We start from the raw sequence: 25,763 nt of genomic DNA, 5'->3' as shown, positions 1-25,763 counted from the left end.
GTCCCCCCTCTGGTCTAACTGGCGGACAAGCCAGCGTCCTAAGTCAGCAAACGTGCGATATCGTTGAACAATGCAACTGCCATCAGAGCCACCAGGATGCCGAACCCGGCGCGCTGCCCGATATCGGCCCAACGCTCCGGCGGCGGACTACCCCGCACGATTTCGACGAAATAATACAGCAGGTGCCCACCGTCGAGTACAGGGATGGGCAAGAGATTCAATACCCCGAGGCTGACACTGACCAGCGCCATGAAGGCGATGTAGTACGAAAGCCCCAGCCGCGCGGTCTGTCCGGCGTAGTCGGCAATGGTTACCGGGCCGCTCAGGTTGCGCCAGGATACGTCACCGATCAGCATTTTTCCCAGCATCCGCAACGAGAACCAGGACACTTCGCCGGTACGTTGAACACCCTTGATCAGGCTGGAAACGGGACCGTAGCGCAGGGTTACCATCTCGATGTCGCCACCGATCTGCGCGCCGATTCGGCCCGCCGCCTGCCCGGTTGCCGGGTCGGTGACGACCTGCGGTTGCACGGGAATGGACAAGGCGGCACCGTCACGCAGCACCTGCACGGTCAGCAGCTTGTCGGTATGGGCACGTACGATTTCGATGAACTGGGTGGCACCAGGCGCCGTCACATCGCCAGCAGCCACGATGCGATCACCGGCTTTCAGGCCGGCAGTCGCAGCAGCACCGCCTTCGATCAGGCCCCGCACGACCGGTTTCGGATCGACCAACTTCAGCCCGTTACGGCCCAGCACATCGCCTTCCATGTCATCGAGATTGATCGACGAGAAGTCCAGCTGACGTTCGGCCGTGGCACCTGCAGCAGTGGTGACCGATACACGCGCGCTGCCACGATGGGTGACCTGATCCAGCAACATCCAGCGCACTTCGCTCCAGGCAGTTACGGGCTTGCCGTCCACGGCGGTGATGCGGTCGCCGGCTTGCAAGCCGCTGCGTGCGGCAATGCTGTCTACTGCGGGTGCGCCTACCACTGGTGCGGGCTCTTCTACCCCCACCAGATTCAGCGACGCGTACAGCAATGCGGCCAGTACCAGGTTGAAGATCGGGCCTGCGGCGACGATGGCGATGCGCTGCCAGACACTTTTCGCGTTGAAGGCGCGCGGACGCTCGGCAGCGCTGACCGAACCTTCACGTTCGTCCAGCATCTTCACGTAGCCGCCAAGCGGGATCAGCGACAAGGCCCACTCGGTGCCGTGGCGGTCAGTGCGCTTGATCAGCACACGACCGAAACCGACGGAGAAACGCAGAATCTTGACGTCGCAGGCACGCGCGACGAGGTAATGGCCCATCTCGTGGACGACGATCAGGATGCCGAGGGCAAGCGCGAAAGCGGCGAGGGTCAATAGCATGGGAAGAACTCGCTCAAGGCGTGCGCGGACGACGCGCCGCGAACTGCTCGGCCAGCGCCCGCATGCGTGCATCTGCAGCAAGCAAGGCGTCAAGCGTGGGGGTGCCAGCGGTGTCGACGGCATCGACCTGCGCCAGCACTTCTTCGATTACTGCAGGAATATCGGTGAAACGGAGCTTGCCTTGCAGGAAGGCATCTACCGCAACTTCATTGGCGGCGTTGAGCGCAATGCAGGCCCCCTGCCCCGCTGCCAAGGCATCGAAGGCCAGGCGCAGACCGGGGAAACGCGTCAGATCGGGCTCCTGGAAGTCCAATCGCCCGAGCTTGGCCAGATCAAGCAGGCCGACACCCGATTCAATACGCTCCGGGAAGCCCAGGCCGTAGGCAATCGGCGTGCGCATGTCCGGCTGGCCGAGCTGGGCCAGTGTCGAGCCATCTTCGTATTCAACCATCGAGTGCACCGCGCTTTGCGGGTGGATCAGGACGGAAATGCGGTCGGCCGGCACACCGAACAACCAGTGCGCTTCAATGACTTCCAGGCCCTTGTTGAGCATGGTGGCCGAATCGACCGAAATCTTGCGGCCCATACTCCAGTTCGGATGGGCGCAGGCTTCGTCGGGCGTCACGTCGCGCAGCGTGTCGATGGCACGTTCACGGAACGGCCCACCAGAGGCGGTCAGAATCAGTCGCCTGACGGTGGCAGGTACGCCCTCGCCCGCCAGCGCATCGCTGCGCTGCGGCAGGCACTGGAAGATCGCGTTGTGCTCGCTGTCGATCGGCAGCAGCTCGGCACCGTAGCGCCTCGCGGTTTCCATGAACAGACCGCCCGCGACGACCAGTGCTTCCTTGTTGGCCAACAACACGCGCTTGCCCGCGGCGGCAGCCGCCAGTGCGCCCGGCAGTCCTGCCGCACCTACGATTGCGGCCATGACGACATCAGTCTCGGCGTCAGCAGCGGTATCGGCCAGTGCCTGTGCACCGACGCGAATCTCGGGTATGGGTTTGCCTGCACCCACGGACGCCCATTGCTGCGCGAAACGCGCGCTGGCGTCATCATCGGGAACGACCACGACCGCCGCATTGGACGCAGCAGCAGATGTGGCCAGTACGTCCATGCGACTGAACGCTGTCAACGCATAGGCACAAAAACGATCAGGATGACGAGCGATGACGTCGAGCGTGCTCTGACCAATCGATCCCGTTGCACCCAGGATGGTGACCCGGCGTGGCCGTTGATCGGCCTCGGGAACTTCAGCAAGCAGGGGAAAAAGCGTTGACGTCACGAAGCCTTCGATAGAAATGGGGGCAGCGGCACTGCGTGGCTGTGGTTATACCAGCAACAAGGCCAGCGGCAGAACCGGCAACAAGGCATCGAGCCGATCGAACACACCACCGTGACCGGGCAGCAGGCCGCTTGAGTCCTTCATGCCGGCGCGACGCTTCAGCAAAGACTCGAACAGATCGCCCGCAATGGACAATGCGGCAAGCAGCAGGCCGAAGCATGCTGCGCCAAGCATTCCCCACTTGTGACTCAGGGCAGCACCGAAAGTGTCCTTGAATTGCGCACTGATCAGAATCAAGGCCACGGCGGCAACCACGCCACCAATCGCGCCCTCAATGGTTTTACCCGGACTGATGTGGGGTGCAAGCTTGCGACGACCGAACTTCTTGCCCACGAAGTAGGCGGCGATGTCGGCCACCCAGACGACCGCAGCCAGGCTCAGCAGGAACAGCGGACCAAGCGTATAGGCCACATTCAAGGCCGTCCAGGTTGCGATCAGTGCCACCCAGGAAAATGCGCTCCAGATGGCATTGCGCGGGGCTGCATCGGCGCGCGCCCGGGTAAGCATGGGCAAAATCGCCCCGACCCAGACGACAGAGCTTGCGATCCACAATCCGAACGTGGCCGGAACCAGGTCAAAGGCATCAGCGCCCGAAAACTGGATGGCAAGAAAGATGCACGCCAGCGCCAGTGCAGCCACCACCCCAGGGACGAACACCGTGCCCGGCTTGGCAGGCCCCCAGGTCAGGCGCAACCATTCCCACATGGCACAGCTCAGGAAGGCACCCGACAGTAGCGCGAACGGTATCGGTCCCGGCAAGGTCAAGGTGATGGCCAATACGGCAAACAACACCAGCGCGGTGATTACGCGTTCTCGAAGCAAAGTCAGCCCGGTTTGGATGAAACTCCGGCGTCGGCCGGCGTGGAAGAAACCCGCGGATCGACCAATTGGGCGCTGGTGCGCCCGAAGCGGCGTTCGCGCGTACGGTAGAACTCGAATGCCTGGTCGACGTCAGCTTCGCCAAAGTCCGGCCAGAAACAATCGGTGAAGTAGAGCTCGGTATAAGCAAGCTGCCACAACAGGAAATTCGAAATGCGTTGTTCACCGCCCGTGCGGATGAACAGGTCTGGCTCGGGAGCGTAAGCCATTGCCAGATAAGGCGTCAGCGCCGCCTCATCTATCAGCGAAGGCTCACTTGCCAGTTCTGGCCGGTCTTGCAGCATTTGCCGCGTGGCCTGCAACACATCCCAACGCCCACCATAGTTGGCGGCGATTGTCAGTGTCAACCCGGTATTCCCGGCTGTCCGCGCTTCTGCTTCACGAACCAGGTCTTGCAGACGCTGCTCGAACGCGGACATATCGCCCACCACCCGCAGCCGGATGCCGTTGGCGTGCAGCTTGCCGACTTCGCGCTGAAGCGCGACGACGAACAAGCGCATCAGCAAGGACACCTCGTCGGCCGGACGCCGCCAGTTCTCGGAACTGAAGGCAAACAGCGTCAGGTATTCCACGCCGCGCCGCGCGCAGGTTTCGACCGCCGTGCGCACGGCGTCCACGCCACGTGTATGACCTGCGACGCGGGGCAGCAGACGACGCGACGCCCAGCGCCCATTGCCGTCCATGATGATGGCGACGTGCCGGGGCACCGCCGCCGACCCGGGGACGGCGAGCGTGGAGCTGCTCAGAGAGGAGACGAACTTGCGCACGAGGGCTGTCAGACCGTCAGGATCTCGGCTTCTTTCTGCGCGATCAGGCGGTCGATTTCAGCCACGCCCTTGTCGGTCAGCTTCTGCACGTCGTCCTGGCCACGACGCTCGTCGTCTTCCGAGATACTCTTGTCCTTGACCAGCTTCTTCAGTTGGTCGTTGGCTTCGCGGCGCAGGTTGCGCACGGCGATCTTGGCATCTTCACCTTCGTTCTTCACGACCTTGTTCAGATCACGACGACGCTCCTCGGTCAGGGCCGGGGTCGGAACGCGGATCGATTCGCCGAAGGATTGCGGGTTTAGACCGAGGTCGGAATCGCGGATCGCCTTTTCGATGGTCGAGCCCATCTTCTTTTCGAAAGGCTGGACGTTGATGGTGCGGGCGTCGAACAAGGTGATGTTCGCAACCTGGTTCACCGGAACCGGCGAGCCGTAATAATCGACCTGGATGTGGTCCAGGATGCCGGTGTGGGCGCGGCCCGTACGGATCTTGGCGAGATTGGTCTTGAGGGTGTCGATCGACTTGCCGATCTTGGTCTCGGTAACCTTCTTGACGTCGGATACGCTCATTACTAACTCCTAAATTGCATTCGTTCGGGTCGGCCTCGGCCGACCACGCTCAGACGTGGACCAGCGTGCCCTCGTCCTCGCCCATCACCGCGCGACCCAGCGCGCCATGCTTGGTGATCGAGAACACCTTGATCGGCAGCTTCTGGTCGCGGCACAGCGCAAAGGCCGTGGCGTCCATGACTTCCAGACGGCGATTGATTGCTTCGTCGAAACTGATGCGGCTGTAACGCGTAGCCGTCGGGTCTTTCTTGGGGTCGGCGGTGTAGATGCCGTCGACCTTGGTTGCCTTCAGCACGATCTCGGCACCGATTTCGGCACCGCGCAACGCGGCTGCCGTGTCGGTGGTGAAGAACGGGTTACCGGTGCCGGCGGCGAAAATGACCACCTTGCCTTCTTCCAGGTAACGCAGGGCCTTCGGGCGGATGTAAGGCTCGACCACCTGATCGATGTTCAGCGCGGATTGCACGCGCGCATCGACACTGCTGCGCTTCAACGCGTCTTGCAGTGCAAGTGCGTTCATGATGGTGGCCATCATGCCCATGTAGTCTGCGGTCGCGCGGTCCATGCCCTGGGCACCCGGCGCGACACCGCGGAAGATATTGCCGCCACCGATCACGATGGCCAGCTCGACGCCGAGGCGTGCGACGTCGACGATTTCCTCGACCATGCGAGCGATGGTCTGGCGGTTGATGCCAAACGCGTCGTCGCCCATCAGGGCCTCACCGGAGAGCTTGAGCAGTACCCGTTTGTATTTGCTGGCTGTCACAGTCGTTTTCCTTTTATGCACTGCTTCGATGGCGCGCCCGGCTGCGCGACCATTCACGACCGGCACCAGGCCAGCTCGGCACCGGCGCTCGCATCGTTTATGACAAGGGCCGATGTCCCACTAGAGGACACCAGCCCTTCGGAAGGCCTTTACGCCAACCTGTCCCGCCGACGGTGCGGCGGGCCTGTCCTTGCAGACGGCTTAACCGCGTGCAGCAGCGGCTTGAGCAGCCACTTCAGCAGCGAAGTCGGTCGTCTTCTTTTCAATGCCTTCACCAACCACGTACAGCACGAACTGCGAAACCTTCGCGCCCTTGCTCTTCAGCAGTTGTTCAACGGTCTGCTTGTCGTCCTTGACGAACGGCTGCGACAGAAGGGTAACTTCTTTCAGGAACTTCTGAACAGCGCCTTCGACCATCTTGGTAACGATCTCGGCAGGCTTGCCCGATTCAGCAGCCTTTTGTTCGGCAACCGAGCGCTCGGTTTCGATGTCTGCAGCCGGCACGCCCGAAGCGTCCAGCGCCTTCGGCTTGGTGGCCGCGACGTGCATGGCCAGATCCTTGCCCAGGGCCTCGTCGCCGGTGGTGTCGACCAGCACGCCGATCTTGCCGCCGTGCACGTAGGACGCCACGCGGCCTTCGGTCTGCACGCGCTCGAAGCGACGGATGCTGATGTTTTCGCCGATCTTGCCGATCAGGGCAGCGCGGACGCTTTCAACGGTGCCTTCGCCCAGGGGCAGTTCGCCCAGTGCAGCCAGGTCAGCCGGGTTCTTTTCAGCAACCAGACGAGCGATGTCTTGCGTGAATTGCACGAAGTCGTCGTTCTTGGCAACGAAGTCGGTTTCGCTGTTGATTTCAGCAACCGCAGCAACCTTGGCGTCGTCCGAGACGTACAGGCCGATCAGGCCATCGGCAGCCAGACGCGAAGCAGCCTTGCTTGCCTTGCTGCCCAGCTTGACGCGCAGCAGTTCTTCAGCACGTGCCAGGTCGCCGTCGGCTTCCGTCAGTGCCTTCTTGCATTCCATCATGGGCGCGTCAGTCTTGTCGCGCAGCTCTTTGACCAACGCAGCGGTGATAACAGCCATGCTAGCTCCTGATAATTGAATTCTTTGGGGGAGATTTCAGCCTGTCGCCACGATGCGGCCCGCAGGGCCCGTGAAGGACAGGTGAACGAAAGTGCGGGACCAACCGGGATCCGGGCGAGCCGAGGGGTGCTTTCGCACTCCCCCGCCGCGCATCCAAAGCCCGCGTCACATCATGAACGCGAGCGATGGCAATCAGATGTCTCCGGCAGGAACCGGACGGGAAATCAGGCTTCGCCTTCGACTTCCACGAACTCGTCGCTACCTTCGGTAACGGCTTCGACCACTTCTTGCAGCGATTGCTCGCGGCCTTCGATGACTGCATCGGCGATGCCGCGTGCGTACAGAGCGATAGCCTTGGCCGAGTCGTCGTTACCCGGGATCACGTGCGCCACACCTTCCGGCGAGTGGTTGGTATCGACCACGCCGACGACCGGAATGCCCAGAACCTTGGCTTCGGTGATGGCAATTTTGTGATAGCCGACGTCGATGATGAAGATGGCGTCGGGCAGACCGTTCATGTCCTTGATACCGCCGATGGACTTGTTCAGCTTGTCCATTTCGCGCTGGAACATCAGGCTTTCTTTCTTGCTCATGCGCTCGGTTGCGCCTTCAGCAAGCATGATTTCCATGTCTTTCAGACGCTTGATCGAGGTCTTGACCGTCTTGAAGTTGGTCAGCATGCCGCCGAGCCAACGGCTGTCGACGTAAGGCATGCCAGCACGCTTTGCTTCTTCGGCGATGACTTCACGCGCTGCGCGCTTGGTGCTCACGAAAAGGACGGTGCCCTTGCGTGCAGCCAGCTGGCGAACAAACTTGACAGAATCCTGATACAGCGACAGGGTCTTTTCAAGGTTGATGATGTGAATCTTGTTGCGATGACCGAAGATGTACGGGGCCATCTTGGGGTTCCAGAAGCGGGTTTGGTGTCCGAAGTGGACGCCGGCTTCCAGCATTTCGCGCATAGTGACGGACATAGTATGACTCCAAGGGTTGGGTCTGGTATCGCCGACTGCATCTATCCCCTTACCCGGCCAACGCTCTTATCGAACGCTTTTGCGAAATCTTCTTGCGAAAATTTTTCGGCGACCAGTCCGGACCCGCCCCAATCTTCTTTCGAAGACCAGTCAGGTAAGACACCCTCATTGTGGCGACACGCGAGTTTCCTGCCCGAAAATTCGAGCAAGCCTATAATTCTACTATTTTCCGCGCCATGTACTCAAGCTGCATGCGCTGCGCACCGTATTGCACGTGGTTTGGCGTTGAATTTGAGCGTCAGACCCGTCACCAACTAGACCGGAAATTTCGTCAAGCATGAGTATCGTCATCAAGAACGCCCAGGAAATCGAAGCATTGCGTGCAGCCGGCCGTGCCGCAGCCAGCATCCTGGATTTCATCGAACCGCACGTCCGCGCAGGCATTACCACGGGTGAACTCGACCGGCTCTGCAAGGAACACATGGACGAACTCGGCGTCGTGTCGGCCACCATTGGCTATGCCCCGCCGGGCTACCCGCCTTTTACCGGCCATGTCTGCACCTCGGTCAACCATGTCATCTGCCATGGCATTCCCGGCCCCAAGGCCCTGAAAAATGGCGATGTGCTCAATATCGACGTGACCGTCATCAAGGACGGCTGGTACGGCGACAACAGCCGCATGTATTTCGTGGGTGAACCTTCTGTTCAGGCCCGTCGCCTGAGCGAGGTCACGTATGAATGCATGTGGCGTGGCATTGAACAGGTTCGTCCGGGTAACCGTCTGGGCGACATCGGTGCCGCCATCCAGAAGCATGCAGAAGCGGCTGGCTTCAGCGTGGTGCGCGAATTCTGCGGCCACGGCATTGGCGCACGCTTCCACGAAGACCCGCAAGTCTTGCATTACGGCCGTCCGGGCACGGGCGAAGTCCTGGCCCCGGGCATGGTGTTCACCATCGAACCCATGATCAACGCCGGTCGCCGTGAAATTCGTGAAATGCCCGATGGCTGGACGATCACCACGCGTGATCGCAGCCTGTCTGCGCAATGGGAATTGCAGCTGGTGGTGACCGAAACCGGTTATGAAATTCTGACGGTGTCGCCGGGCATGCCCGCGCCGCCGGCCTTCGTTGCTTCCCAGGCGGCCTGAAGACACCGACCACCGCCCCGGACCAGACCGGCTACCCAGGTGGCCGGCATCTGCCGTCATGGTGCCGCAGATGGAGAGACTGCGATGAACGATCTGACTCAACCGGCCAGCAGTGTGCCGGCCCTGCGTGCACGCCTGCAGACACAACGCGCCGAAGCCATCGCCGCTTTCCGCACGCATCTGCGTCCCGATACGCTGTTGACCGCCCTGCGCAGGGTGGTCGACCACGCGCTGATCGATTTGCTGCAGATCATGCCGCTGCCGCCCGGTGCCGTGTTGGGCGCGGTTGGCGGTTATGGGCGCGGTGAGCTGTACCCGTTTTCCGACGTTGACGTGCTGGTCCTGCTTGCCCGCGAGCCTTCGCCCGACGACGAGACGCTGATCGCCAATCTGGTGACCGCGCTGTGGGACATGGGGATTGAGCCCGGCTACAGCGTGCGCACGATTGCCCAATGCATTTCCGAGGCAGAGCAAGACATCACGGTGGAAACCGCGCTGTTGGAAACCCGTTATCTGGCGGGCAGCCGGGCGCTGTTTCGTCGCCTGGAAGCCGCCATGCGCGAACACCTGGACCCGCGCGCGTTTTTCCGCGCCAAGCGTCTGGAAATGCAGCAGCGGCACACGAAGTACCAGGACACGCCCTACTCGCTGGAACCCAATTGCAAGGAATCCCCCGGCGGCCTGCGTGACCTGCAGGTAATCCTGTGGGCGGCACGCGCTGCCGGCTATGGCAAAAGCTGGAGCCAGATCGCCCGGGCAGGCTTGCTGACGCCTGATGAAGCCCGCCAGCTTCGACGTGCCGAGCAAGCCTTCAAGCGTCTGCGCATTGAACTGCACCTGACCACCAATCGTCGCGAAGATCGTGTGCTGTTCGACGTGCAATCGACCTTGGCAACCGCCTACGGCATCGTGGGCACACCTACGCGGCGTGCCAGCGAAGTGCTGATGCAACGCTACTACTGGGCCGCCAAGCTGGTCACCCAGCTGAACACGATCCTGGTGCAGAACCTGGAAGAGCGACTGTTCCCACGGCCGGGCGAAGCCGCTGTCGATATCGACGAGGACTTCCAGAGCCTGCACGACCGCCTGGATGTGCGCCAAGACGACGCCTTTGCCCGCAATCCGACGCTGTTGCTGCGCGCCTTCCTGTTGATGCAGCAGCACTCATCGCTGAAAGGCATGTCGGCACGCACGCTGCGCGCGATCTGGCACGCCAAGGGCAGTATCGATGCGCAGTTTCGGCGCAACCCGGTGAATCGCAAGCTGTTTTTGGAAATTCTGCAGCAGCCGCGCGGCATCGTGCACGAGTTGCGGCGCATGAACGAACTGAGCATCCTGCCGCGCTACTTGCCGCCCTTCCGACGCATTGTCGGGCAGATGCAGCACGATCTTTTCCACGTGTACACCGTCGATCAGCACACGATGATGGTGATCCGCAACCTGCGTCGTTTCACGATGCCGGAGCACGCGCACGAATACCCGTTCTGCAGCCAGCTGATGCTGGACTTCGACCGCCATTGGTTGCTGTATGCCACTGCTCTGTTCCACGATATTGCCAAGGGGCGTGGCGGCGACCATTCGGTGCTTGGCGCAGTGGAAGTGCGGCGTTTTGCCCGCGACCACGGCTTAGCGGCGGAAGACGCGGAGCTGATCGAATTCCTGGTACGCAATCACCTGATGCTGTCCAGCGTGGCACAAAAGCAGGACTTGTCCGACCCCGACACCATCAACGATTTTGCCGCCCTGGTGGGCGATCAGCGCAAGCTGACCGGTCTGTATCTGCTGACGGTGGCGGACGTGCGTGGCACCAGCCCGAAGGTGTGGAACGCCTGGAAAGCGCAGCTGATGGAGAACCTGTACCGCCTGACCATGCGCGCGCTGGGCGGCGAACGCGTCGATTCCAACACCGTACTGGAAGCCAGAAGGCAGGAAGCGCTACGATTGCTGCGGCTGCGCGGTCTGCGCGACGACGCACGGGATGCGTTCTGGAAACAGCTCGATGTGGCGTATTTCCTGCGCCACGAGGCCGATGACATCGCCTGGCAGACCCGCCACCTGTACAACAAGGTCAACAACGAAGAAGCCGTCGTGCGCGCCCGTCTGGGCCCGGCAGGCGTGGGCTTGCAGATCATGGTGTATGTGCGCGATCAGCCGGATCTGTTCGCGCGCATTTGCGCGTACCTGGCCGGCAAGAACCTGAGCGTGCAGGATGCGCGCATCCACACCACCCGCCACGGCTGGGCGCTGGACACCTTCATGGTGCTGGCACCGGGCAGTGCCAGCGATCACCGGGCGATGACCACCCTGGTGGAACACGAATTGGCGCATGCCTTGAGCAGCGAGCTTGCCGGTTCGACTTCCACGATCTGCGAGCCGGTGGCGGGCCGAGCCTCACGCCAGTCGCGCCTGTTCCCGGTGCAGCCAAGCGTGGAGCTTCGTCCCGATGAGCGCAATCAGTTCTGGATTCTGTCGGTGATCACCACAGACCGAAATGGCTTGCTGTATGCCTTGGCACGCACCTTTGGCCAGCACAAGATCACGCTGCAGACGGCGAAGGTGTTGACGCTGGGCGAGCGGGTCGAAGATACCTTCCTGATTGGCGGACAGACCTTGAACAGCCCGCGCGGACAGCGTCAGTTCGAAAAGGATTTGCTGGAAGCGCTGTAGTCGAGGCTTCGAGTAATCAGTGCTGCAAATGACAAAGGGTGCGGATCAACGATCGGCACCCTTTTGTCATCGTGGCCGTTGAAATCAACTATCGCGATTGACCAGCGGCTGTCCCAACATCTGCCCCAGAATGCGATGCACCGACTGCATGGTGTGATCCAGCGTCACGCGAATATCGTCGAGCGAGATTTCGGTCAGACTGCTGCCCACCCCAGCCGAGTGATTGGTTACCACGCACAATGCCGCATAGTGCAGATCAAGCTCGCGAGCCAGCGCAGCTTCCGGCATGCCGGTCATGCCAACGATATCGACGCCATCACGCGCCAGACGGCGAATTTCGGCGGTGGTTTCCAGACGTGGGCCTTGGGTGCAGCCGTAAACGCCGCCATCGCGAATGGCAACGACACTTTTTGCGGCCTGCAACAATTCCTGTCGAACGACTTCCGAATACGGCAAGGTCATATCGACATGGACGACCGGCTGATCGCCGCCATCGAAGAAGGTGTTGGCGCGGCCGTAGGTGTAGTCGATGATCTGATCTGGCACCACCAACTGACCCGGGCCGCAGTCCGGCGACACACCACCAACCGTGGCCACAGACAGAATTTTTTCCACACCGACTTCGTTCAAGGCCCACAGATTGGCGCGGTAATTGATTCGATGCGGGGCCTGCGTGTGGCCATAACCGTGACGCGCCAGGAAAACCAGTTCGTCGCCATCGCCGATGCGGCCGAAGGTCAAGGCACCCGACGGCTCGCCATAAGGTGTGCGGACGACCTGACGGCGGGTCGCCTGGAAGCCGGCCAGCTGATACAGCCCACTGCCCCCGATAATTGCGTACATGCGTCTACTCCGTCGATCCGGCGAGCAAGGCGTGCAGCCCGTCCTCGTCCAGAATGGTCACGCCCAGTTCCTGAGCTTTGGTGAGTTTGCTGCCGGCATCTTCGCCAGCCACCACATAGTGGGTCTTCTTCGATACCGAACCGCTGACCTTGCCGCCCGCACCTTGAATCAGCTCGGCGGCCTGATCGCGTGACAGCGTTGGCAGGCTGCCGGTCAGCACCAGCGTCTTGCCGGCCAGTACGCCTTGCGCGCCACCACCGCTTGCTGCCACGGTTTCCTGGCCCGGTGTCACGCCGTTGTCGAGCAAGGCCTGCACGACTTCGCGGTTATGGGCTTCGGCAAAGAAACGATGAATCGATGCGGCCACGATCGGGCCGACGTCAGGCACTTCCAGCAAAGTCGCTTCGCTTGCGTCCATCACCGCTTGCAGCGAGCCCAGGCGTTTGGCCAAGTCGCGCGCGGTGGATTCGCCCACGTGGCGAATGCCCAGCGAGAACAGGAAACGCCCCAGGGGCGGCGTGCGTGCGGCTTGAATGGCAGCCACCACATTCTCGGCAGACTTGGCACCCATGCGCGGCAGTTCGGCCAGAGTCTCGGCATTCAGCGTGAACAGGTCTGCCAGCGTCTTGACGCGATCGGTGTCGACCAGTTGATCGATCAGCTTTTCACCCAGGCCTTCGATATCCAAGGCGCGGCGCTGCACCGCATGCAACACGGCTTGCTTGCGCTGGGCTGCGCAGAACAGGCCACCAGTACAGCGGGCAATGATCTCGCCTTCGGGCTTTTCAACCGCCGAGCCGCACACCGGGCACTGGCTGATCATCACAAACGGCACCGCCCCGTCCGGGCGTTTTTCGAGCACGGGGGCAACGACTTCGGGGATCACATCGCCCGCGCGTCGCACCACCACGGTGTCGCCCGCACGCACATCCTTGCGATGGATTTCACCCTCGTTGTGCAGCGTTGCGTTGGTCACAGTGACGCCACCGACAAACACCGGGGCCAGTCGCGCAACCGGCGTGATTGCACCGGTGCGCCCCACCTGGAACTCGATCCGCAGCAGCTCGGTGGTGGCTTCTTCGGCCGGGAATTTGTGCGCCAGTGCAAAGCGCGGTGCGCGCGAAACAAAGCCCAGCGTGCGTTGCGCGGCCAGGCTGTCCACCTTGTAGACGACACCGTCGATGTCGTAGGCCAGATCAGGACGACGCGTCTGGATGTCTCGGTAGAATTCCAGCAAACCTTGCGCACCTGTGACGACCTTGCGCTCGCCATTGACCGGGAATCCAAGCGCTTCCAGCCAGCCCATCATCGCGCTGTGCGTGGTGTGCGGCACCTGGCCTTCGATCTCGCCCCAGCCATACGCAAAGAAACGCAGCGGACGGCGCGCGGTGATGCGCGGGTCAAGCTGACGCAGGCTGCCGGCCGCGGCATTGCGGGGATTGATGAACACCTTCTCACCGCGCTCGCCCTGGGCGGCATTCAACTTGGCAAAATCTTCGCGGAACAGCAGCACTTCACCGCGCACTTCCAGCACGGCAGGTGCTTCGCCGCGCAGTTTCAGTGGAATGCCACGCAAGGTGCGGATATTGGCGGTGACGTCTTCTCCAGCCTCACCATCACCGCGCGTCGCGGCTTGCACAAAACGGCCGTTTTCATAACGCAGACTGATCGCCAGGCCATCGAATTTCAATTCACAGGCGTAATCGACAGAATCACGATCCAGGCCGTCACGCACACGTGCATCGAAACTCTCTACGTCCGCGTCTTCAAAACCATTGCCCAAGGACAGCATGGGCACACGGTGACGCACCACGTCGAATTGGGCTAGCGGCGCGGCACCTACGCGCTGCGTGGGCGAATCAGGATCGGCCAACAGCGGGAATTCGGCTTCCAGCGCCTGCAACTCGCGGAACAGCTTGTCGTATTCGACATCGCTGATGATCGGTGCATCGAGCACGTGATAACGGTGGTTATGTGCTTCGATATCCTCGCGCAACGCTGTCACGCGGGTGCGTGCAAGGGTTTCGGCATCCTGGCCGGCAGGCAGATCAGTCATGCGACATCCGTAAAACAATCGGGGCCGCCCGTGCATCATCCCGCAGGAAGATGCACGGGTACGGCCCCGAAAAATTCATTCTGAACAATTATCCGAAGACCCGGCGTGCACGCACCGACCCTGCTTCGAGCCCTGCTTTTTCAAGCCGCTCGACGCGTTCAAGCAATTGGCGATCGATTGCCGTCACCGCACCGTCGGCCAGCGGACGGCCGCCATCGTCGACCACGTCTGCACTCAAGACCGCAGCCAGACGACGTGCCACAGCCGCCATCTGGCTGAATGCGGTCGGATCGGCCGGGCTGCGCGGTACATCCAGCAACAGGTTCAGTTGGCTGATCGTCGTGTTGGCAGCAGATTCAAAGGACAGGTTGTCGCCGCGCGTGAGCGTGAAACGCACGCGTTGTTGCTTGTCCAGGAACGGCAGACGACCGTCATACAGCGGTGCGAAGCCCACTTGGTGAGCGGCGGTCAAGACGTCGGACGCGCTCCAGCGCTCGGTGCGTGCCACCAGCGTCAGGCCAACCTGCACATCCAGCGCGGCGCATACGGCATCAAGCTGGCGGGCATGCTCGAACACGGCCGGCTCGGACGGCGCTTCGACGTTGCCCTCGAACTGATCGGCCAGCACCCGCGCACGCGACAGGGCTTCGGCCCACTCGCCGCTGGTCAGCGGGCCGCTGCGATTGGCCAGCAACACAGCAACCTGCAGCGAGGCATAACGTGCGTCCGGGCGAAGTGACGCGTGGTGCGAACCACCTGCCGTTTCGGCGAACAGGCGCAGGGGCTTGTGACCGGCATGGCGCAGGCCAAGCGTGAACGGGGCGAGTTCGTCGCCGGCCACCGGCTCGTTGAAGACCACGTCGATCACGGCTTCGCAGGCAGCATCGGGCTCGTCGGCGTCGTGCTGCACCACTTCCGGTGCCAACGCAGCTTCATCGACCGGCAAGACCGTTGCATTGAGGTCCTCTTCAACACTGGAGACAACCGGCTCGGCACGTTCCGGCTTGGCCGCAGGAGCACCCTTTGCCGCAGCAGCCGCGGCAGCTGCCGCCTGTTGTGCACCGAAGTTCGGTTCGCGTCGTTGGATCTCGGTGAACGGTGCCGGTGCGGCGTCTTTCAGCAGTGCATCATGCTCGCCGACCGGGAAGCGCGCCTGCATCTGCGTGCGAGCGCGGCGGTCCTGCCACCAGTTGATGCAGAGAATAATCAGGATCGCCAACGCGCCCAATGCGATCAATCCGATCTGTAAATCACTCATGCCAGATGTCCAGAGTTCCGTGGTTTGTGCGCCGCCCTCAGGCAGCGTCTTCGATCGCCAATTGCATGGCCGAGTCAATGTCGACGGCTACGATACGCGACACGCCTTGCTCCTGCATCGTCACACCGACCAATTGATGGGCCATTTCCATTGCGATTTTGTTATGGGATATGAATAGGAACTGCGTATGTTCGCTCATGCGCTTGACCAGATTCGCGTAACGCTCGGTATTCGCATCGTCCAGCGGCGCATCCACCTCGTCAAGCAGGCAGAACGGAGCCGGATTCAACTTGAACATCGAAAACACCAGCGCCGTCGCGGTCAACGCCTTCTCGCCACCCGATAACAGGTGAATTGTGCTGTTTCGTTTTCCCGGCGGCTGCGCCATCACTTGCACGCCCGAATCGAGAATTTCATCGCCCGTCATTTGCAGACGTGCCTCGCCTCCACCAAACAGTAACGGAAACAGTTCACCGAAGTGACGATTAACCGTATCAAAGGTTTCTTGCAGCAATTGTCGGGTTTCACGATCAATCTTCCGAATCGCGTCTTCCAGGGTGTCAATTGCCAGTAAAACGTCCGCGTGCTGCTCGTCCAGGAAGCGTTTGCGCTCGCGCGCAATGGTCAATTCTTCCAGCGCCGCCAGGTTGACCGCCCCCAGCGAGGCGATTTCCTGCGTGATGCGGCCCAATTCGGACTGCAACCACGCCGCCCGCTGCCACTCACGCGGCAAGGCATCCAGCTGCACGCCCAGCCCATGAACATCGACCTGCTGCGCAGTCAGTTGTTCAGCAAACTGCTCTTGCGCCAGACGCGCGGCCTGTTCTTTCAACTGCAATTCGGTAATACGTGCCCGGCGCGGTTCAAGTGAGCGTTCCAGCGTCAGGCGCTGTTCGTCGGCATCGCGCAGTTGTGCCGTCAAGGTGTCGAGTTCAGTGCGCGCCCGCGCCAGAGACTGCTCGGCCTCGGTACGCAAGGCCAGTGCCGCCTGCAATCCGGCACGCGCCGCCGCGTCATCCAGCACCTTCACTTCGTCCTGCACCCGTGCAGCCTCGCTGGCCGCCCGTGCGCCCTGCTCGCCTGCCAATTGCAGGCTGCGACGCAATTCATCGATGCGGGCACGCAAGCCACGCTCGGCAAATGTGGCCTCCTGGGCCGCCCGTTCCAGCTGACGCAGCTGGTCACGTGCGCGCTGTACCTCGGCTTCCCGCGCTTCCTGGGCCATCTGGGCATCTTCGAAAGCAGACTGCTTGTCGCCCAGCTCGGCATCCATGTTTTCGAAACGCGCCTCGGCCTCTTCCTTGACGATCAGCAATTCTTCCTGCTGCGCGCGGATTTCGGCGATTTCTTCGTCGATACGCCCTGCCCGCTCGGCAGATTGCGCCGCCTGCTGCGACAGACGCGAGTGTTCCAGCTGGATGGCATGCAGTCGCTGGGTGACTTCAGACAGACGCTGGCGCGCCGCTGGCTGCGCCTGGGCAACCTGTTGGTAGGCGGCTTCGGCGCGGGCAACGCCTGAACGCGCTTCGTCGCTGATCAGCTGATGGGCTTTCAACTGGCGTTGCAGGTTTTCGATTTCCTGCTGGCGCGCCAGCATGCCGGCCTGCTCGGAATCCGGCGCATAGAACCGCACGCTGTGGGCACTGATCTGATGCCCCTCGCGGACCACAAAACAGCCGCCATCCGGCAGTTGCGCGCGTGCAGCAATGGCCTGCGTGGCGTCGGTTGCGATGTAGACATCGCGCAACCAGTCGTTCAGCAAGCTGCGCAGCGCCGGATCGCTCAGGCGCAGCAAGCTGGTCAGCGGCGTCAGGCCGCTTGCGGACTCGGGGGTGCCGCCTGCGACCGGCATCTGATGGAAAGCCAGTCGGGCTGGCGGGGCGTCCGAGAAGAACGCACGCGCCCAGTCCAGCTTGCTCATCTCCAGCGAGGTCATGCGCTCGCGCAGGATGGATTCCAGCGCGGCTTCCCATCCGGCTTCGATGTGCAGCTTCTGCCAAAGCCGGCCGTGCTTGTCGAGCTCGTGCTTTTCCAGCCAGGGCTGCAGGGCACCCTGTTTCTGCACATCCTGCTGCAAGCGCGTCAGTGCCGACAGACGGGCTTCCAACTGGGCTACCGCCCGCGCTTCAGTCTGGGCGGCTTCCTGGGCTTGTCGGCGCTGTGCATCGGCTTGCGGCATCTGCACGTCCAGCGATTCGAGTTCTTCCTTGGCCTGCGCCACGCGCTGCGTGGTGTCGGCCAAGTCGCCCGTCAGTTGTTCCAGACGGTCGGTATCGGGCCGCTGCAGGTTGCGCGATTCCAGGTCAAGGCGCTCGCGCCGTTGCGCCAGGGCCTGCAATTGCCGGTCGGCATCACGCTGGGCCTGGGCGCTGAGCGCCAACGCCTGTTCGACCTGCGCCAGCGATGCCCGCATGGCGGCAAGCGCAGCCGCCTGGTCACGCAACAGGTTTTCGGTATCGGGCAGCCGCGCCTGCGCATCTTCGGCAATGCCGCGCGATTCTTCCGCGCGCGCTTCACCCTCGATCAGGCTTTCTTCAGCCATGGCCAGCGATTCCGCACCGGTTTCGCTTTGCTCTGCCCAGTGCGCTGCCTGTTCTTGCAACTGCTGCAACTGCGCATGCATGCGGTTGCGCGATTCCACCACGTACTTGATCTCAGCTTCCAGCTTGCTGACTTCGCCATTGGCCTCGTAGAGCTTGCCCTGAGACGTATGAACGGCGTCACCGGCCTCGTAGTGGGCCTGGCGCTGGCTTTCAAGCTGCGCTTCGATGCGACGCAAATCTGCCATCGAGGCATCGAGTTCAAGCTGGGCTTTTTCGATTTCCAGCGCAAAACGATGGCGCTCGGCATCGGCCTCGCGCTTGCGCAGCAGCCACAGGAAGCGCTGCTTCAGGTCGTGGTCGCCTTGCAGATTCTGGAAACGCTGCGCCACTTCGGCCTGCACTTCGAGCTTGTCCAGCTGCGACGTGAGTTCGCGCACGATATCTTCCAGGCGCGTGAGGTTTTCGCGCGTGTCGCCCAGGCGGTTCTCGGTTTCGCGGCGACGTTCCTTGTAGCGCGACACCCCAGCCGCTTCTTCCAGGAACACCCGCAGTTCTTCAGGGCGCGCCTCGATGATCCGGTTGATCATGCCCTGGCCGATGATCGCGTAGCCGCGTGCACCCAGGCCGGTACCCAGGAATATGTCGTGAATGTCGCGCCGGCGAACCTGCTGCTGATTGACGTAGTAGCTGCTGTTGCCATCGCGCGTGAGCACACGCTTGACGGCCACTTCCGCGTACTGGCTCCACTGGCCGGCAGCCCGTCCTTCGCCGTTGTCGAACACCAGTTCGACAGACGCGCGCGCCGACGGCTTCCGATGGCCGGAGCCATTGAAAATCACGTCCTGCATGGATTCGCCACGCAGCTCAGAGGCCTTGGATTCGCCCAGCACCCAGCGTACGGCGTCGATGATGTTCGACTTGCCGCAACCGTTAGGGCCGACGACCCCTACCAGCTGGCTGGGAACTGAAATAGCAGTCGGGTCGACAAAGGATTTGAAGCCCGCGAGTTTGATCTGGGTGAGTCGCACCGATACGAGGCAGTAGAAAGTGTTGGTTAACGGCGTACCGTTGATGCCCGAGGCGGGTATGCGAAGCGCTTCGTATAATACCAAAGGGACCACCTTTCGCCGCGCGCACCGGCGCGCAAAGGCCGATAAAGGCTCACTTGAGTCCCATTTACCGATTTCTGGACACCGCCATGCCTTCCTTGCCCAGCAAGACCCTCGATACTTTTCCGAACCCGAATGCCGGGCGCGACTATCAGATTCACATCGAAGTCCCCGAATTCACCTGCCTCTGCCCGCTGACCGGACAGCCTGATTTCGCAGTGCTGCTGCTGGACTACATCCCCGACGAACGCTGTGTCGAGCTGAAAAGCCTGAAGATGTACACCTGGAGCTTCCGCAACGAGGGTGCCTTCCACGAAGCCGTGACCAACAAGATCCTGGACGATCTGGTTGCCGCACTCGACCCGCGCTACTTCCGCCTGACGGCCAAGTGGTACGTGCGTGGCGGTATTTTCACTACCGTCGTCGCTGAACACCGCAAGCCGGGCTGGACCCCTGCCCCCGCTGTGGCACTGCATCAATTCGACAGCCTGCCGCACGGCAACATGCGCGGATAAGCCCGCATCGCGAAGCGTCAGCCGAACACTTCGCAGCCGGCTGTTGTCAAGAGCCGGCACGCCCACACTGGCAGACTTTCTGCCGGCTTGCACCAATGGTGCGCAGAAGCATGCCATCGGGCGTAATCGCGTGCTATAACTCGCGGCGTCGGCATCGACTAAGGCCATGCGGCCAGCCGGACTTCGCACTTTCCACTCCGACTTGCAGCACGACATACGGGATCCGATGAAACGAGGCTTTTACCGAATCATGGCAGCGCAGTTTTTTTCTTCGCTCGCCGATAACGCCCTATTCATTGCAGCCGTTGCACTGATTCAGCAACTCCACGGCCCAGCCTGGATGACGCCAATGATCAAATGGTCATTTGCGCTGTCCTACGTACTGCTTGCAGCCTTCGTCGGCGCATTCGCCGACTCCTACCCCAAGGGCAAGGTCATGTTCGCGACCAACGCGATCAAGATCTGTGGCTGTCTGTTGATGTTCCTGTACGGCAGCCTTGGCTTGCCCTCCCATCAAGAGGTCTATCTGATCTGCCTGGCCTATGCGCTGGTCGGTATCGGGGCGGCAGCATATTCACCTGCCAAGTACGGGATCATCACCGAGCTGTTGCCGCCAGACCAGTTGGTCAAGGGCAATGGCTGGATCGAAGGCCTGACAGTTGTCTCCATCATCCTGGGGGTGGTGGTTGGCGGTGCGCTGATCAGCCCTGCCGTGTCCAGCTGGTTGCTGAATCTGAACCTCATTCCGGGCATGCACAGCGGCACGCCGCCGGCTGAAGCTGCCATCGTTGTGATTGCCGTGATCTATCTGATTGCGACCGGCTTCAACCTGACGATTCCGGACACCGGTGTGGTCTACCCGAAGCAGCAGAAGAACCCGATCCGTCTGGTGAAGACTTTCGGTGGCTTCATTCGCACCCTGTGGCACGACAAGCTGGGCCAGATTTCGCTGGCCGTCACCACGCTCTTCTGGGGCGCGGGTGCCACGCTGCAGCTGATCGTGATCGAGTGGGGCCGCGTGCAACTTGGCCTGCCGCTGAACCAGGCATCCATCCTGATGGGGGTTGCCTCGGTCGGCACGATCTTCGGTGCAATCATCGCCGGGCGCTTCATCCCGCTGCATGCAGCCTTGAAGGTACTGCCCTTTGGTGTGCTGATGGGCTTCGTGGTGATGCTGATGCCGGTGGCCTACGACCGCTGGTTCGTCTATACCCTGCTGATCCTGATCGGCGGTCTGGGCGGGTTCTTTGTCGTCCCGATGAACGCCTTGCTGCAACATCGCGGCCATGTGCTTCTGTCGGCAGGCCATTCGATTGCCGTGCAGAATTTCAACGAGCAGTTGAACATCCTGTTGATGGTAGCTTCGTACTCGCTGCTGCTGGCGCTGAACGTATCGGTCAACGCCATCATCGTGATCTTCGGCCTGTTGGTGGCCGGGTTGATGCTGATCATCATGGCCTGGAACCGGCACAACCATCGCCGCTTCCCGAACCTTGATGAACTGATCGGCAGCCACGCACATGGCATTGCATTGAGCGGCGACGAAAAAGCGCACAAGCACTGACGCCAAGTGAAGGCATGCGCCACTGGAAACGGTGGCGCAAAAAATAACAGCCCCGATTCGGGGCTGTTATTTTTTGTCTCGCGCTTCAGATTTCAGATGCGACCCAAGGAGTCAGGTCGCTGAAGAACCCGAACTACTTAAGCATCAAACCTGAGGATCAACGCGTCCCGCGAATTGCACGCGAAATCTTCTGGTCTGTGGTGTATTGGCTAAGCGCATACACCGACCAGATCGCAGCGGGAATCCAGCCGATCAGCGTGATCTGCAGAATCAGGCAGATGATGCCGGCAAACGGCCGGCCAATGGTGAAGAACTGCAGCCAGGGAAGCAAAATGGCCAGTATCAGTCGCATGGGTTCTCCCAAGAAATCTTTGAATGGAGGCGCGACGCAAAGGTCGTCTAGGCGCGATCCGATCGTTAGCCGGCGACGGCCTATTGCGGCTCGCCAATGCCGGACACCAGCTTCAGATCGTGCCATGCCTTGATTTTTTCAAGTGGCGCGCGCAGCAGATAAGCGGGGTGGTAACTCACCACCATCGGGATATCCTTGCCGCCCAGCCCCAGCCTGTGCACACGACCGCGCAGGCTGCCGATGGTCGCATCAGTGCCAAGCACGTTCTGCGCGGCCACCCGACCCACCGCCAACGCGCGCTGTGGGTTGAGCAACGCTACCTGACGTTCCAGGTAGGGTCGACAGGCAGCGGCCTCTTCGGGTTCAGGATTGCGGTTGTTCGGCGGCCGGCATTTGACGATGTTGGTGACGAACGCATCACCCTTCGCACGTTGCACGCCGATCGCACCCAGCATGTTTTCCAGCAATTGGCCCGAACGCCCCACAAAAGGCACGCCTTGGCGGTCCTCTTGCTCACCGGGTGCTTCGCCAATCAGCAGCCATTGCGCACTGCGCGGCCCGGATCCGAACACCGACTGCGTGCGGCCTTTGCTGAGCGCACATTTTGTGCAGACCGACACTTCCGCCTGCAAGGCAGCCCAGGCGGCTTCCGGATCGCCTGAGGCCCATTCGATTGCCTGCGCCTGCGTCACGGGCGGTGCCGCGTTCGCTTTTGGTGCTGCGACCATGCTGGCGAGCGCGTCTCGGTGTACCTGGGCAGGTCCCATACGGCCAGTGGTCGTGCGCGGTGTGGTGGCACGAGCACCACCCTCGGCCGGACGAGCAGCTGCCGCAGGACTTTCCATGCGAGCGGGCGGCGCGACGACAGATGCAGCGGCTGGCGAAGCAGTCTCGGCAGGTGCTTCGGCAAGCGCTTGCGCACTGACTTGTGGTGCCTGACTTGCTACCTGCGCGGGCGGCGTCGCGGCCCAGACACGTTCAATACCCAGCTCACGCAACCAGGCACGACGCAAGGGCGAGGAGACATCCGGTGCCACGCTCATGCCGGCCCTGCCCGATGCAGGGGTTTGCGCATGACGATCGCATCTTCACGGCCCCGGGTGGCAGGGTAGTAACCGCGTCGAATGCCGACGCGTTCATAACCGATACGTTCATACAGACCCAACGCTCGCAGATTGCTTGGGCGGACTTCAAGCAACACGCTGGACGCCAGGTATCGACCCGCCACCACCTCGGTCCAGTTCAGCAAGCCGCGCCCTACCCCCTTGCCCTGTGCAAGCGGGGCCACGCTGAGATTGAGCAGGTGCACTTCATCGAGCACCACCATGATGACGCAATAGCCTTCAAGCCCTTCCGCGCTTCGCGCTACCCAGACGCTGTGCCCGCTTGCGATCGAGTCAGAAAAGTTGGCACGGGTCCAGGGAAACTCGTAGATGCGACGCTCAATGATCATGACTTCATCGAGGTCTTCCTCGCGCATGCGCGCGACAGACAACGATGCGGGCAAGCCCGCCACGGTTTCACGCGTGTTCGTGTTCGATGCGTCCGGTCGGTTGAAAGGCTGCGTATTCATCCTGCCACTCCGTTTGCCACCCCTACCTGCGGCAAGGTGACACGAGGATTCCCACCCAGACCGGATGCCCGTTCAGCGGTGGTGAAAGCCACTTTGTCGCGAACATAAAGCGGGCTTGCCTGATCGGCCGGCACACACTCGCCACGACGCAACATGCCCGCCGCCAGCAAGGCCACCGCATCGGCAGTCGGTCGAACAATTTCGGAACGCGGGGCGGTATCAGAAAGACCGACCTGCGTCGGATAAGCAAGCGCCGCGTCACCGACATGCAGCACGGCGTCGGTCCACCAGGATTGCATGCGTGCCCAGGTCAGCAGGTCGGCAGCACCCAGCAGAATCGGTCCATCGAGCGCCACCACGTCGCGCCAGCCCGCGTCATCGACGATGCGGTAGGCACCGGCATACACCTCGTCCATGCGTGCATCCATGGCCACCAGTACCACCTGGCCAGTCGTGGCTTCGCTTGCCAATGCCAGCGCCGCCAGCGACACCACGGGCGCCAGCGGCAGTTCAAGTGCAAAACCCAGGCCCTGCGCCACACCACACGCCACCCGCAAGCCCGTGAAGCCGCCAGGACCTTGCCCGAAGGCAATCGCGCTGAGCGCGGTGGCAGCAATGCCCGCCTCGGCCAAGACTTCGTCGACCATCGGCAACAGGCGTTCGGAATGTTCTTTGGTGCCGTGATGCTCGCGCAACACGACCCGCTGCGCACCGCTTGCGTCGCACAAGAGCGCAACGCCGCAACACGCACCGGAAGTTTCCAGGGCAAGAATGTATTGAGTCATGAATGGAATTGTACGAGCTAAGCAGCCAACGCTGACGGCCAAACACGCGTCGGTGTTAACGCGGCGACCAATGGCCAACAATCATGACCAGGCATGGCCATCAATCAGCGACTGCGAGGATGCTCGTACATATTGCGCGACGCGTCTCGAATATCGCTGCGCAAACGCAAACGTTCTTCCGTAGACAGGCGCTTGGGCACGTGCACGCGCTCGCCGGGAAGCACCGGGCCTGCCCAGTCGGAATCCGCGTGACCGGGCATCACGGTATGCGGCATTACTGCGTGGGGCACCACACCGATATAACCCAGATCGCCATTGCTCGACCCATACACCACACCGCCCGTACCGTAGGCAGGTGGTTGCGAAGCAGGTGTAGGAGGCGCGAGGCTGCTTACGCTCTGGCCATTGGAAACAGAAGAAGACGCTGAAGGTGCGGAAGACGAGGACGCCTGTGAAGCTCCTGTGGACAGGATCACCCGAGACCCGGAACGGCCAGTTTGATCGCCACCCGACACGCTCGATGACTGCACAGCAGAACTCGATAGCGAAAGTGTGCCCGGGAGTGCATTATTCTGAGCACGCACAGGCAATACGGCAGACACCCCGGCTACACCAAGGATGACCGTAGCAAGAAGACGTCCTGCGTCAGACACGCAAGCGCTTGGATTTCGCGATGGGAGGTGGGCGACAATGTTCACAACTCAATGATAAAGCGCATCTTTAACGCGATTTGGCGCTTGCCGGTGACGAGCTTCTGATTTCTGTAACAAGCAATGACCCGTACTGATTCGCCCACTAGTCTCGGATACATTTCTGCCATGTCACTCGCCAACGCCCCTAAAAAAATCCTCGTCGTCGACGACGACGTGCGTCTCCGCGACCTGCTTCGACGTTATCTCGCCGAGCAAGGCTTCTCTGTCTGGGTGGCCGAAAACGCCCAGAGCATGAACAAGCTATGGCAACGCGAGCGCTTCGACCTGCTGGTCCTCGATCTGATGCTTCCTGGTGAAGATGGCCTGTCCATCTGTCGCCGTCTGCGTGGTGCCCGGGATAACACCCCGATCATCATGTTGACCGCCAAGGGCGAAGACGTGGATCGCATCGTCGGGCTCGAAATGGGCGCGGATGATTATCTGCCCAAACCTTTCAACCCCCGCGAACTGCTTGCCCGCGTAAACGCTGTGCTGCGTCGCAAAGGTCCGGACGAACATCCGGGCGCGCCTAGCCAGGACAACGAGACGGTCAGCTTCGGCCCCTACCTGCTCAATCTGGCAACCCGCACCCTGACCCGCAGTGGCGAAGCAGTTCCGCTCACCACTGGCGAGTTCTCGGTCCTGAAAGTGTTTGCCCGTCACCCCAAAATCCCGCTGTCGCGCGACAAGCTCATGGAGCTTGCACGCGGTCGCGAATACGAAGCTTTCGATCGAAGCCTGGACGTGCAGATTTCGCGTTTGCGCAAACTGCTCGAACCCGATCCCGCCAAACCCGTCTTCATTCAAACCGTATGGGGGCTTGGCTACGTCTTTGTTCCCGACGGCGGTTGAACGTTCTTTCTCCGTCATGAGTGCAAACGGCGACCCGAGTCGCCGTTTGTC

22 protein-coding genes are annotated in these 25,763 nt (G+C 61.6%); 5 read left to right on the top strand and 17 right to left on the bottom strand.

The annotated features are described in order from the left end of the window. Positions 1-38: 38 nt before the first annotated feature. From rseP to rpsB, 8 genes are all read right to left on the bottom strand, one after another. Positions 39-1,376 carry an RIP metalloprotease RseP gene (gene rseP, locus FXN63_RS10770; protein ID WP_148814703.1) on the bottom strand — a complete coding sequence of 446 codons (1,338 nt, stop codon included), beginning with the start codon at positions 1,374-1,376 and terminating at the stop codon, positions 39-41. Between the two features lie 13 nt (positions 1,377-1,389). Then, the gene (locus FXN63_RS10765; protein ID WP_246165099.1) at positions 1,390-2,658 is read right to left on the bottom strand and encodes a 1-deoxy-D-xylulose-5-phosphate reductoisomerase; all 1,269 of its coding nucleotides are present in this window, start codon (positions 2,656-2,658) and stop codon (positions 1,390-1,392) included. Between the two features lie 45 nt (positions 2,659-2,703). Beyond that, a complete protein-coding gene (locus FXN63_RS10760; protein WP_148814701.1) occupies positions 2,704-3,540 on the bottom strand; it encodes a phosphatidate cytidylyltransferase in 837 nt (278 codons plus the stop codon). 2 nt (positions 3,541-3,542) lie between these two features. Then, positions 3,543-4,364 carry a polyprenyl diphosphate synthase gene (uppS, locus tag FXN63_RS10755; RefSeq protein ID WP_246165098.1) on the bottom strand — a complete coding sequence of 274 codons (822 nt, stop codon included), beginning with the start codon at positions 4,362-4,364 and terminating at the stop codon, positions 3,543-3,545. A gap of 8 nt (positions 4,365-4,372) precedes the next feature. Further along, entirely contained in the window at positions 4,373-4,933 is a 561-nt protein-coding gene (gene frr, locus FXN63_RS10750) for a ribosome recycling factor (RefSeq protein ID WP_148814699.1), read from the bottom strand. A 49-nt stretch (positions 4,934-4,982) separates the two neighbouring features. Beyond that, entirely contained in the window at positions 4,983-5,699 is a 717-nt protein-coding gene (gene pyrH, locus FXN63_RS10745) for a UMP kinase (RefSeq protein WP_148814697.1), read from the bottom strand. Positions 5,700-5,900: 201 nt separating this feature from the next. After that, entirely contained in the window at positions 5,901-6,782 is an 882-nt protein-coding gene (gene tsf, locus FXN63_RS10740) for a translation elongation factor Ts (protein WP_148814695.1), read from the bottom strand. A gap of 224 nt (positions 6,783-7,006) precedes the next feature. Further along, a complete protein-coding gene (gene rpsB, locus FXN63_RS10735) occupies positions 7,007-7,756 on the bottom strand; it encodes a 30S ribosomal protein S2 (protein ID WP_148814693.1) in 750 nt (249 codons plus the stop codon). 337 nt (positions 7,757-8,093) lie between these two features. Here rpsB and map point away from each other — a divergent pair, with 337 nt between their 5' ends. Both map and FXN63_RS10725 read left to right on the top strand, forming a co-directional pair. After that, positions 8,094-8,903 carry a type I methionyl aminopeptidase gene (gene map / locus FXN63_RS10730; protein ID WP_148814691.1) on the top strand — a complete coding sequence of 270 codons (810 nt, stop codon included), beginning with the start codon at positions 8,094-8,096 and terminating at the stop codon, positions 8,901-8,903. Positions 8,904-8,987: 84 nt separating this feature from the next. Further along, the gene (locus tag FXN63_RS10725; RefSeq protein ID WP_148814689.1) at positions 8,988-11,570 is read left to right on the top strand and encodes a [protein-PII] uridylyltransferase; all 2,583 of its coding nucleotides are present in this window, start codon (positions 8,988-8,990) and stop codon (positions 11,568-11,570) included. Between the two features lie 84 nt (positions 11,571-11,654). On the opposite strand, the gene FXN63_RS10720 is transcribed toward FXN63_RS10725, so the two are convergent. The 4 genes from FXN63_RS10720 to smc form a co-directional block, all read right to left on the bottom strand. Continuing rightward, positions 11,655-12,413 carry an S-methyl-5'-thioinosine phosphorylase gene (locus FXN63_RS10720; protein WP_148814687.1) on the bottom strand — a complete coding sequence of 253 codons (759 nt, stop codon included), beginning with the start codon at positions 12,411-12,413 and terminating at the stop codon, positions 11,655-11,657. 4 nt (positions 12,414-12,417) lie between these two features. Then, the gene (ligA, locus tag FXN63_RS10715) at positions 12,418-14,469 is read right to left on the bottom strand and encodes an NAD-dependent DNA ligase LigA (protein WP_148814685.1); all 2,052 of its coding nucleotides are present in this window, start codon (positions 14,467-14,469) and stop codon (positions 12,418-12,420) included. Between the two features lie 88 nt (positions 14,470-14,557). Beyond that, a complete protein-coding gene (locus FXN63_RS10710; RefSeq protein ID WP_148814683.1) occupies positions 14,558-15,727 on the bottom strand; it encodes a cell division protein ZipA C-terminal FtsZ-binding domain-containing protein in 1,170 nt (389 codons plus the stop codon). Positions 15,728-15,764: 37 nt separating this feature from the next. After that, the gene (gene smc / locus FXN63_RS10705) at positions 15,765-19,298 is read right to left on the bottom strand and encodes a chromosome segregation protein SMC (RefSeq protein WP_148814681.1); all 3,534 of its coding nucleotides are present in this window, start codon (positions 19,296-19,298) and stop codon (positions 15,765-15,767) included. A 170-nt stretch (positions 19,299-19,468) separates the two neighbouring features. On the opposite strand from smc, the gene queF reads away from it, so the two are divergent. Together queF and lplT are read left to right on the top strand one after the other, a co-directional pair. Next, complete coding sequence (gene queF, locus FXN63_RS10700) at positions 19,469-19,894, top strand: preQ(1) synthase (RefSeq protein ID WP_148814679.1); 426 nt, start codon at positions 19,469-19,471, stop codon at positions 19,892-19,894. A gap of 226 nt (positions 19,895-20,120) precedes the next feature. Further along, complete coding sequence (lplT, locus tag FXN63_RS10695) at positions 20,121-21,458, top strand: lysophospholipid transporter LplT (protein ID WP_148814676.1); 1,338 nt, start codon at positions 20,121-20,123, stop codon at positions 21,456-21,458. A gap of 157 nt (positions 21,459-21,615) precedes the next feature. Here the strand turns inward: lplT and FXN63_RS10690 are convergent, their stop codons facing one another. The 5 genes from FXN63_RS10690 to FXN63_RS10670 all read right to left on the bottom strand — a co-directional run bounded on the left by FXN63_RS10690 (position 21,616) and on the right by FXN63_RS10670 (position 24,698). Next, positions 21,616-21,810, bottom strand: a complete 195-nt coding sequence (locus FXN63_RS10690; protein ID WP_148814674.1) for a YqaE/Pmp3 family membrane protein — start codon at positions 21,808-21,810, stop codon at positions 21,616-21,618. A gap of 80 nt (positions 21,811-21,890) precedes the next feature. Further along, the gene (locus tag FXN63_RS10685) at positions 21,891-22,853 is read right to left on the bottom strand and encodes a uracil-DNA glycosylase (protein WP_148814672.1); all 963 of its coding nucleotides are present in this window, start codon (positions 22,851-22,853) and stop codon (positions 21,891-21,893) included. Continuing rightward, positions 22,850-23,290 (bottom strand): ribosomal protein S18-alanine N-acetyltransferase, encoded by a 441-nt coding sequence (gene rimI, locus FXN63_RS10680; RefSeq protein ID WP_148819171.1) that lies wholly within the window; start codon positions 23,288-23,290, stop codon positions 22,850-22,852. Before rimI ends, FXN63_RS10685 begins: the two co-directional genes overlap by 4 nt. 89 nt (positions 23,291-23,379) lie before the next feature. Further along, entirely contained in the window at positions 23,380-24,168 is a 789-nt protein-coding gene (gene tsaB / locus FXN63_RS10675; protein ID WP_148814670.1) for a tRNA (adenosine(37)-N6)-threonylcarbamoyltransferase complex dimerization subunit type 1 TsaB, read from the bottom strand. Between the two features lie 104 nt (positions 24,169-24,272). Then, positions 24,273-24,698: a hypothetical protein gene (locus FXN63_RS10670; RefSeq protein ID WP_148814668.1), complete on the bottom strand. Its 426-nt coding sequence runs from the start codon at positions 24,696-24,698 to the stop codon at positions 24,273-24,275. Between the two features lie 288 nt (positions 24,699-24,986). On the opposite strand from FXN63_RS10670, the gene ompR reads away from it, so the two are divergent. Beyond that, entirely contained in the window at positions 24,987-25,712 is a 726-nt protein-coding gene (gene ompR, locus FXN63_RS10665; protein ID WP_148814666.1) for an osmolarity response regulator transcription factor OmpR, read from the top strand. Positions 25,713-25,763: the final 51 nt, after the last annotated feature.

This window comes from Pigmentiphaga aceris (assembly GCF_008119665.1).
Classification (GTDB): domain Bacteria; phylum Pseudomonadota; class Gammaproteobacteria; order Burkholderiales; family Burkholderiaceae_B; genus Pigmentiphaga; species Pigmentiphaga aceris.
Note: the sequence above shows the minus strand (reverse complement) of the source record. Positions and strands in the feature narration are given on the sequence as shown.

Bases quoted from the DNA above. Each gene is read 5' to 3' on its own strand.
- rseP (WP_148814703.1), bottom strand. From the start codon at position 1,376: ATGCTATTGACCCTCGCCGCTTTCGCGCTTGCCCTCGGCATCCTGATC.
- frr (WP_148814699.1), bottom strand. From the start codon at position 4,933: ATGAGCGTATCCGACGTCAAGAAGGTTACCGAGACCAAGATCGGCAAG.
- tsf (WP_148814695.1), bottom strand. From the start codon at position 6,782: ATGGCTGTTATCACCGCTGCGTTGGTCAAAGAGCTGCGCGACAAGACT.
- rpsB (WP_148814693.1), bottom strand. From the start codon at position 7,756: ATGTCCGTCACTATGCGCGAAATGCTGGAAGCCGGCGTCCACTTCGGA.
- map (WP_148814691.1), top strand. From the start codon at position 8,094: ATGAGTATCGTCATCAAGAACGCCCAGGAAATCGAAGCATTGCGTGCA.
- FXN63_RS10725 (WP_148814689.1), top strand. From the start codon at position 8,988: ATGAACGATCTGACTCAACCGGCCAGCAGTGTGCCGGCCCTGCGTGCA.
- FXN63_RS10720 (WP_148814687.1), bottom strand. From the start codon at position 12,413: ATGTACGCAATTATCGGGGGCAGTGGGCTGTATCAGCTGGCCGGCTTC.
- ligA (WP_148814685.1), bottom strand. From the start codon at position 14,469: ATGACTGATCTGCCTGCCGGCCAGGATGCCGAAACCCTTGCACGCACC.
- FXN63_RS10710 (WP_148814683.1), bottom strand. From the start codon at position 15,727: ATGAGTGATTTACAGATCGGATTGATCGCATTGGGCGCGTTGGCGATC.
- queF (WP_148814679.1), top strand. From the start codon at position 19,469: ATGCCTTCCTTGCCCAGCAAGACCCTCGATACTTTTCCGAACCCGAAT.
- lplT (WP_148814676.1), top strand. From the start codon at position 20,121: ATGAAACGAGGCTTTTACCGAATCATGGCAGCGCAGTTTTTTTCTTCG.
- FXN63_RS10690 (WP_148814674.1), bottom strand. From the start codon at position 21,810: ATGCGACTGATACTGGCCATTTTGCTTCCCTGGCTGCAGTTCTTCACC.
- FXN63_RS10685 (WP_148814672.1), bottom strand. From the start codon at position 22,853: ATGAGCGTGGCACCGGATGTCTCCTCGCCCTTGCGTCGTGCCTGGTTG.
- rimI (WP_148819171.1), bottom strand. From the start codon at position 23,290: ATGCGCGAGGAAGACCTCGATGAAGTCATGATCATTGAGCGTCGCATC.
- tsaB (WP_148814670.1), bottom strand. From the start codon at position 24,168: ATGACTCAATACATTCTTGCCCTGGAAACTTCCGGTGCGTGTTGCGGC.
- ompR (WP_148814666.1), top strand. From the start codon at position 24,987: ATGTCACTCGCCAACGCCCCTAAAAAAATCCTCGTCGTCGACGACGAC.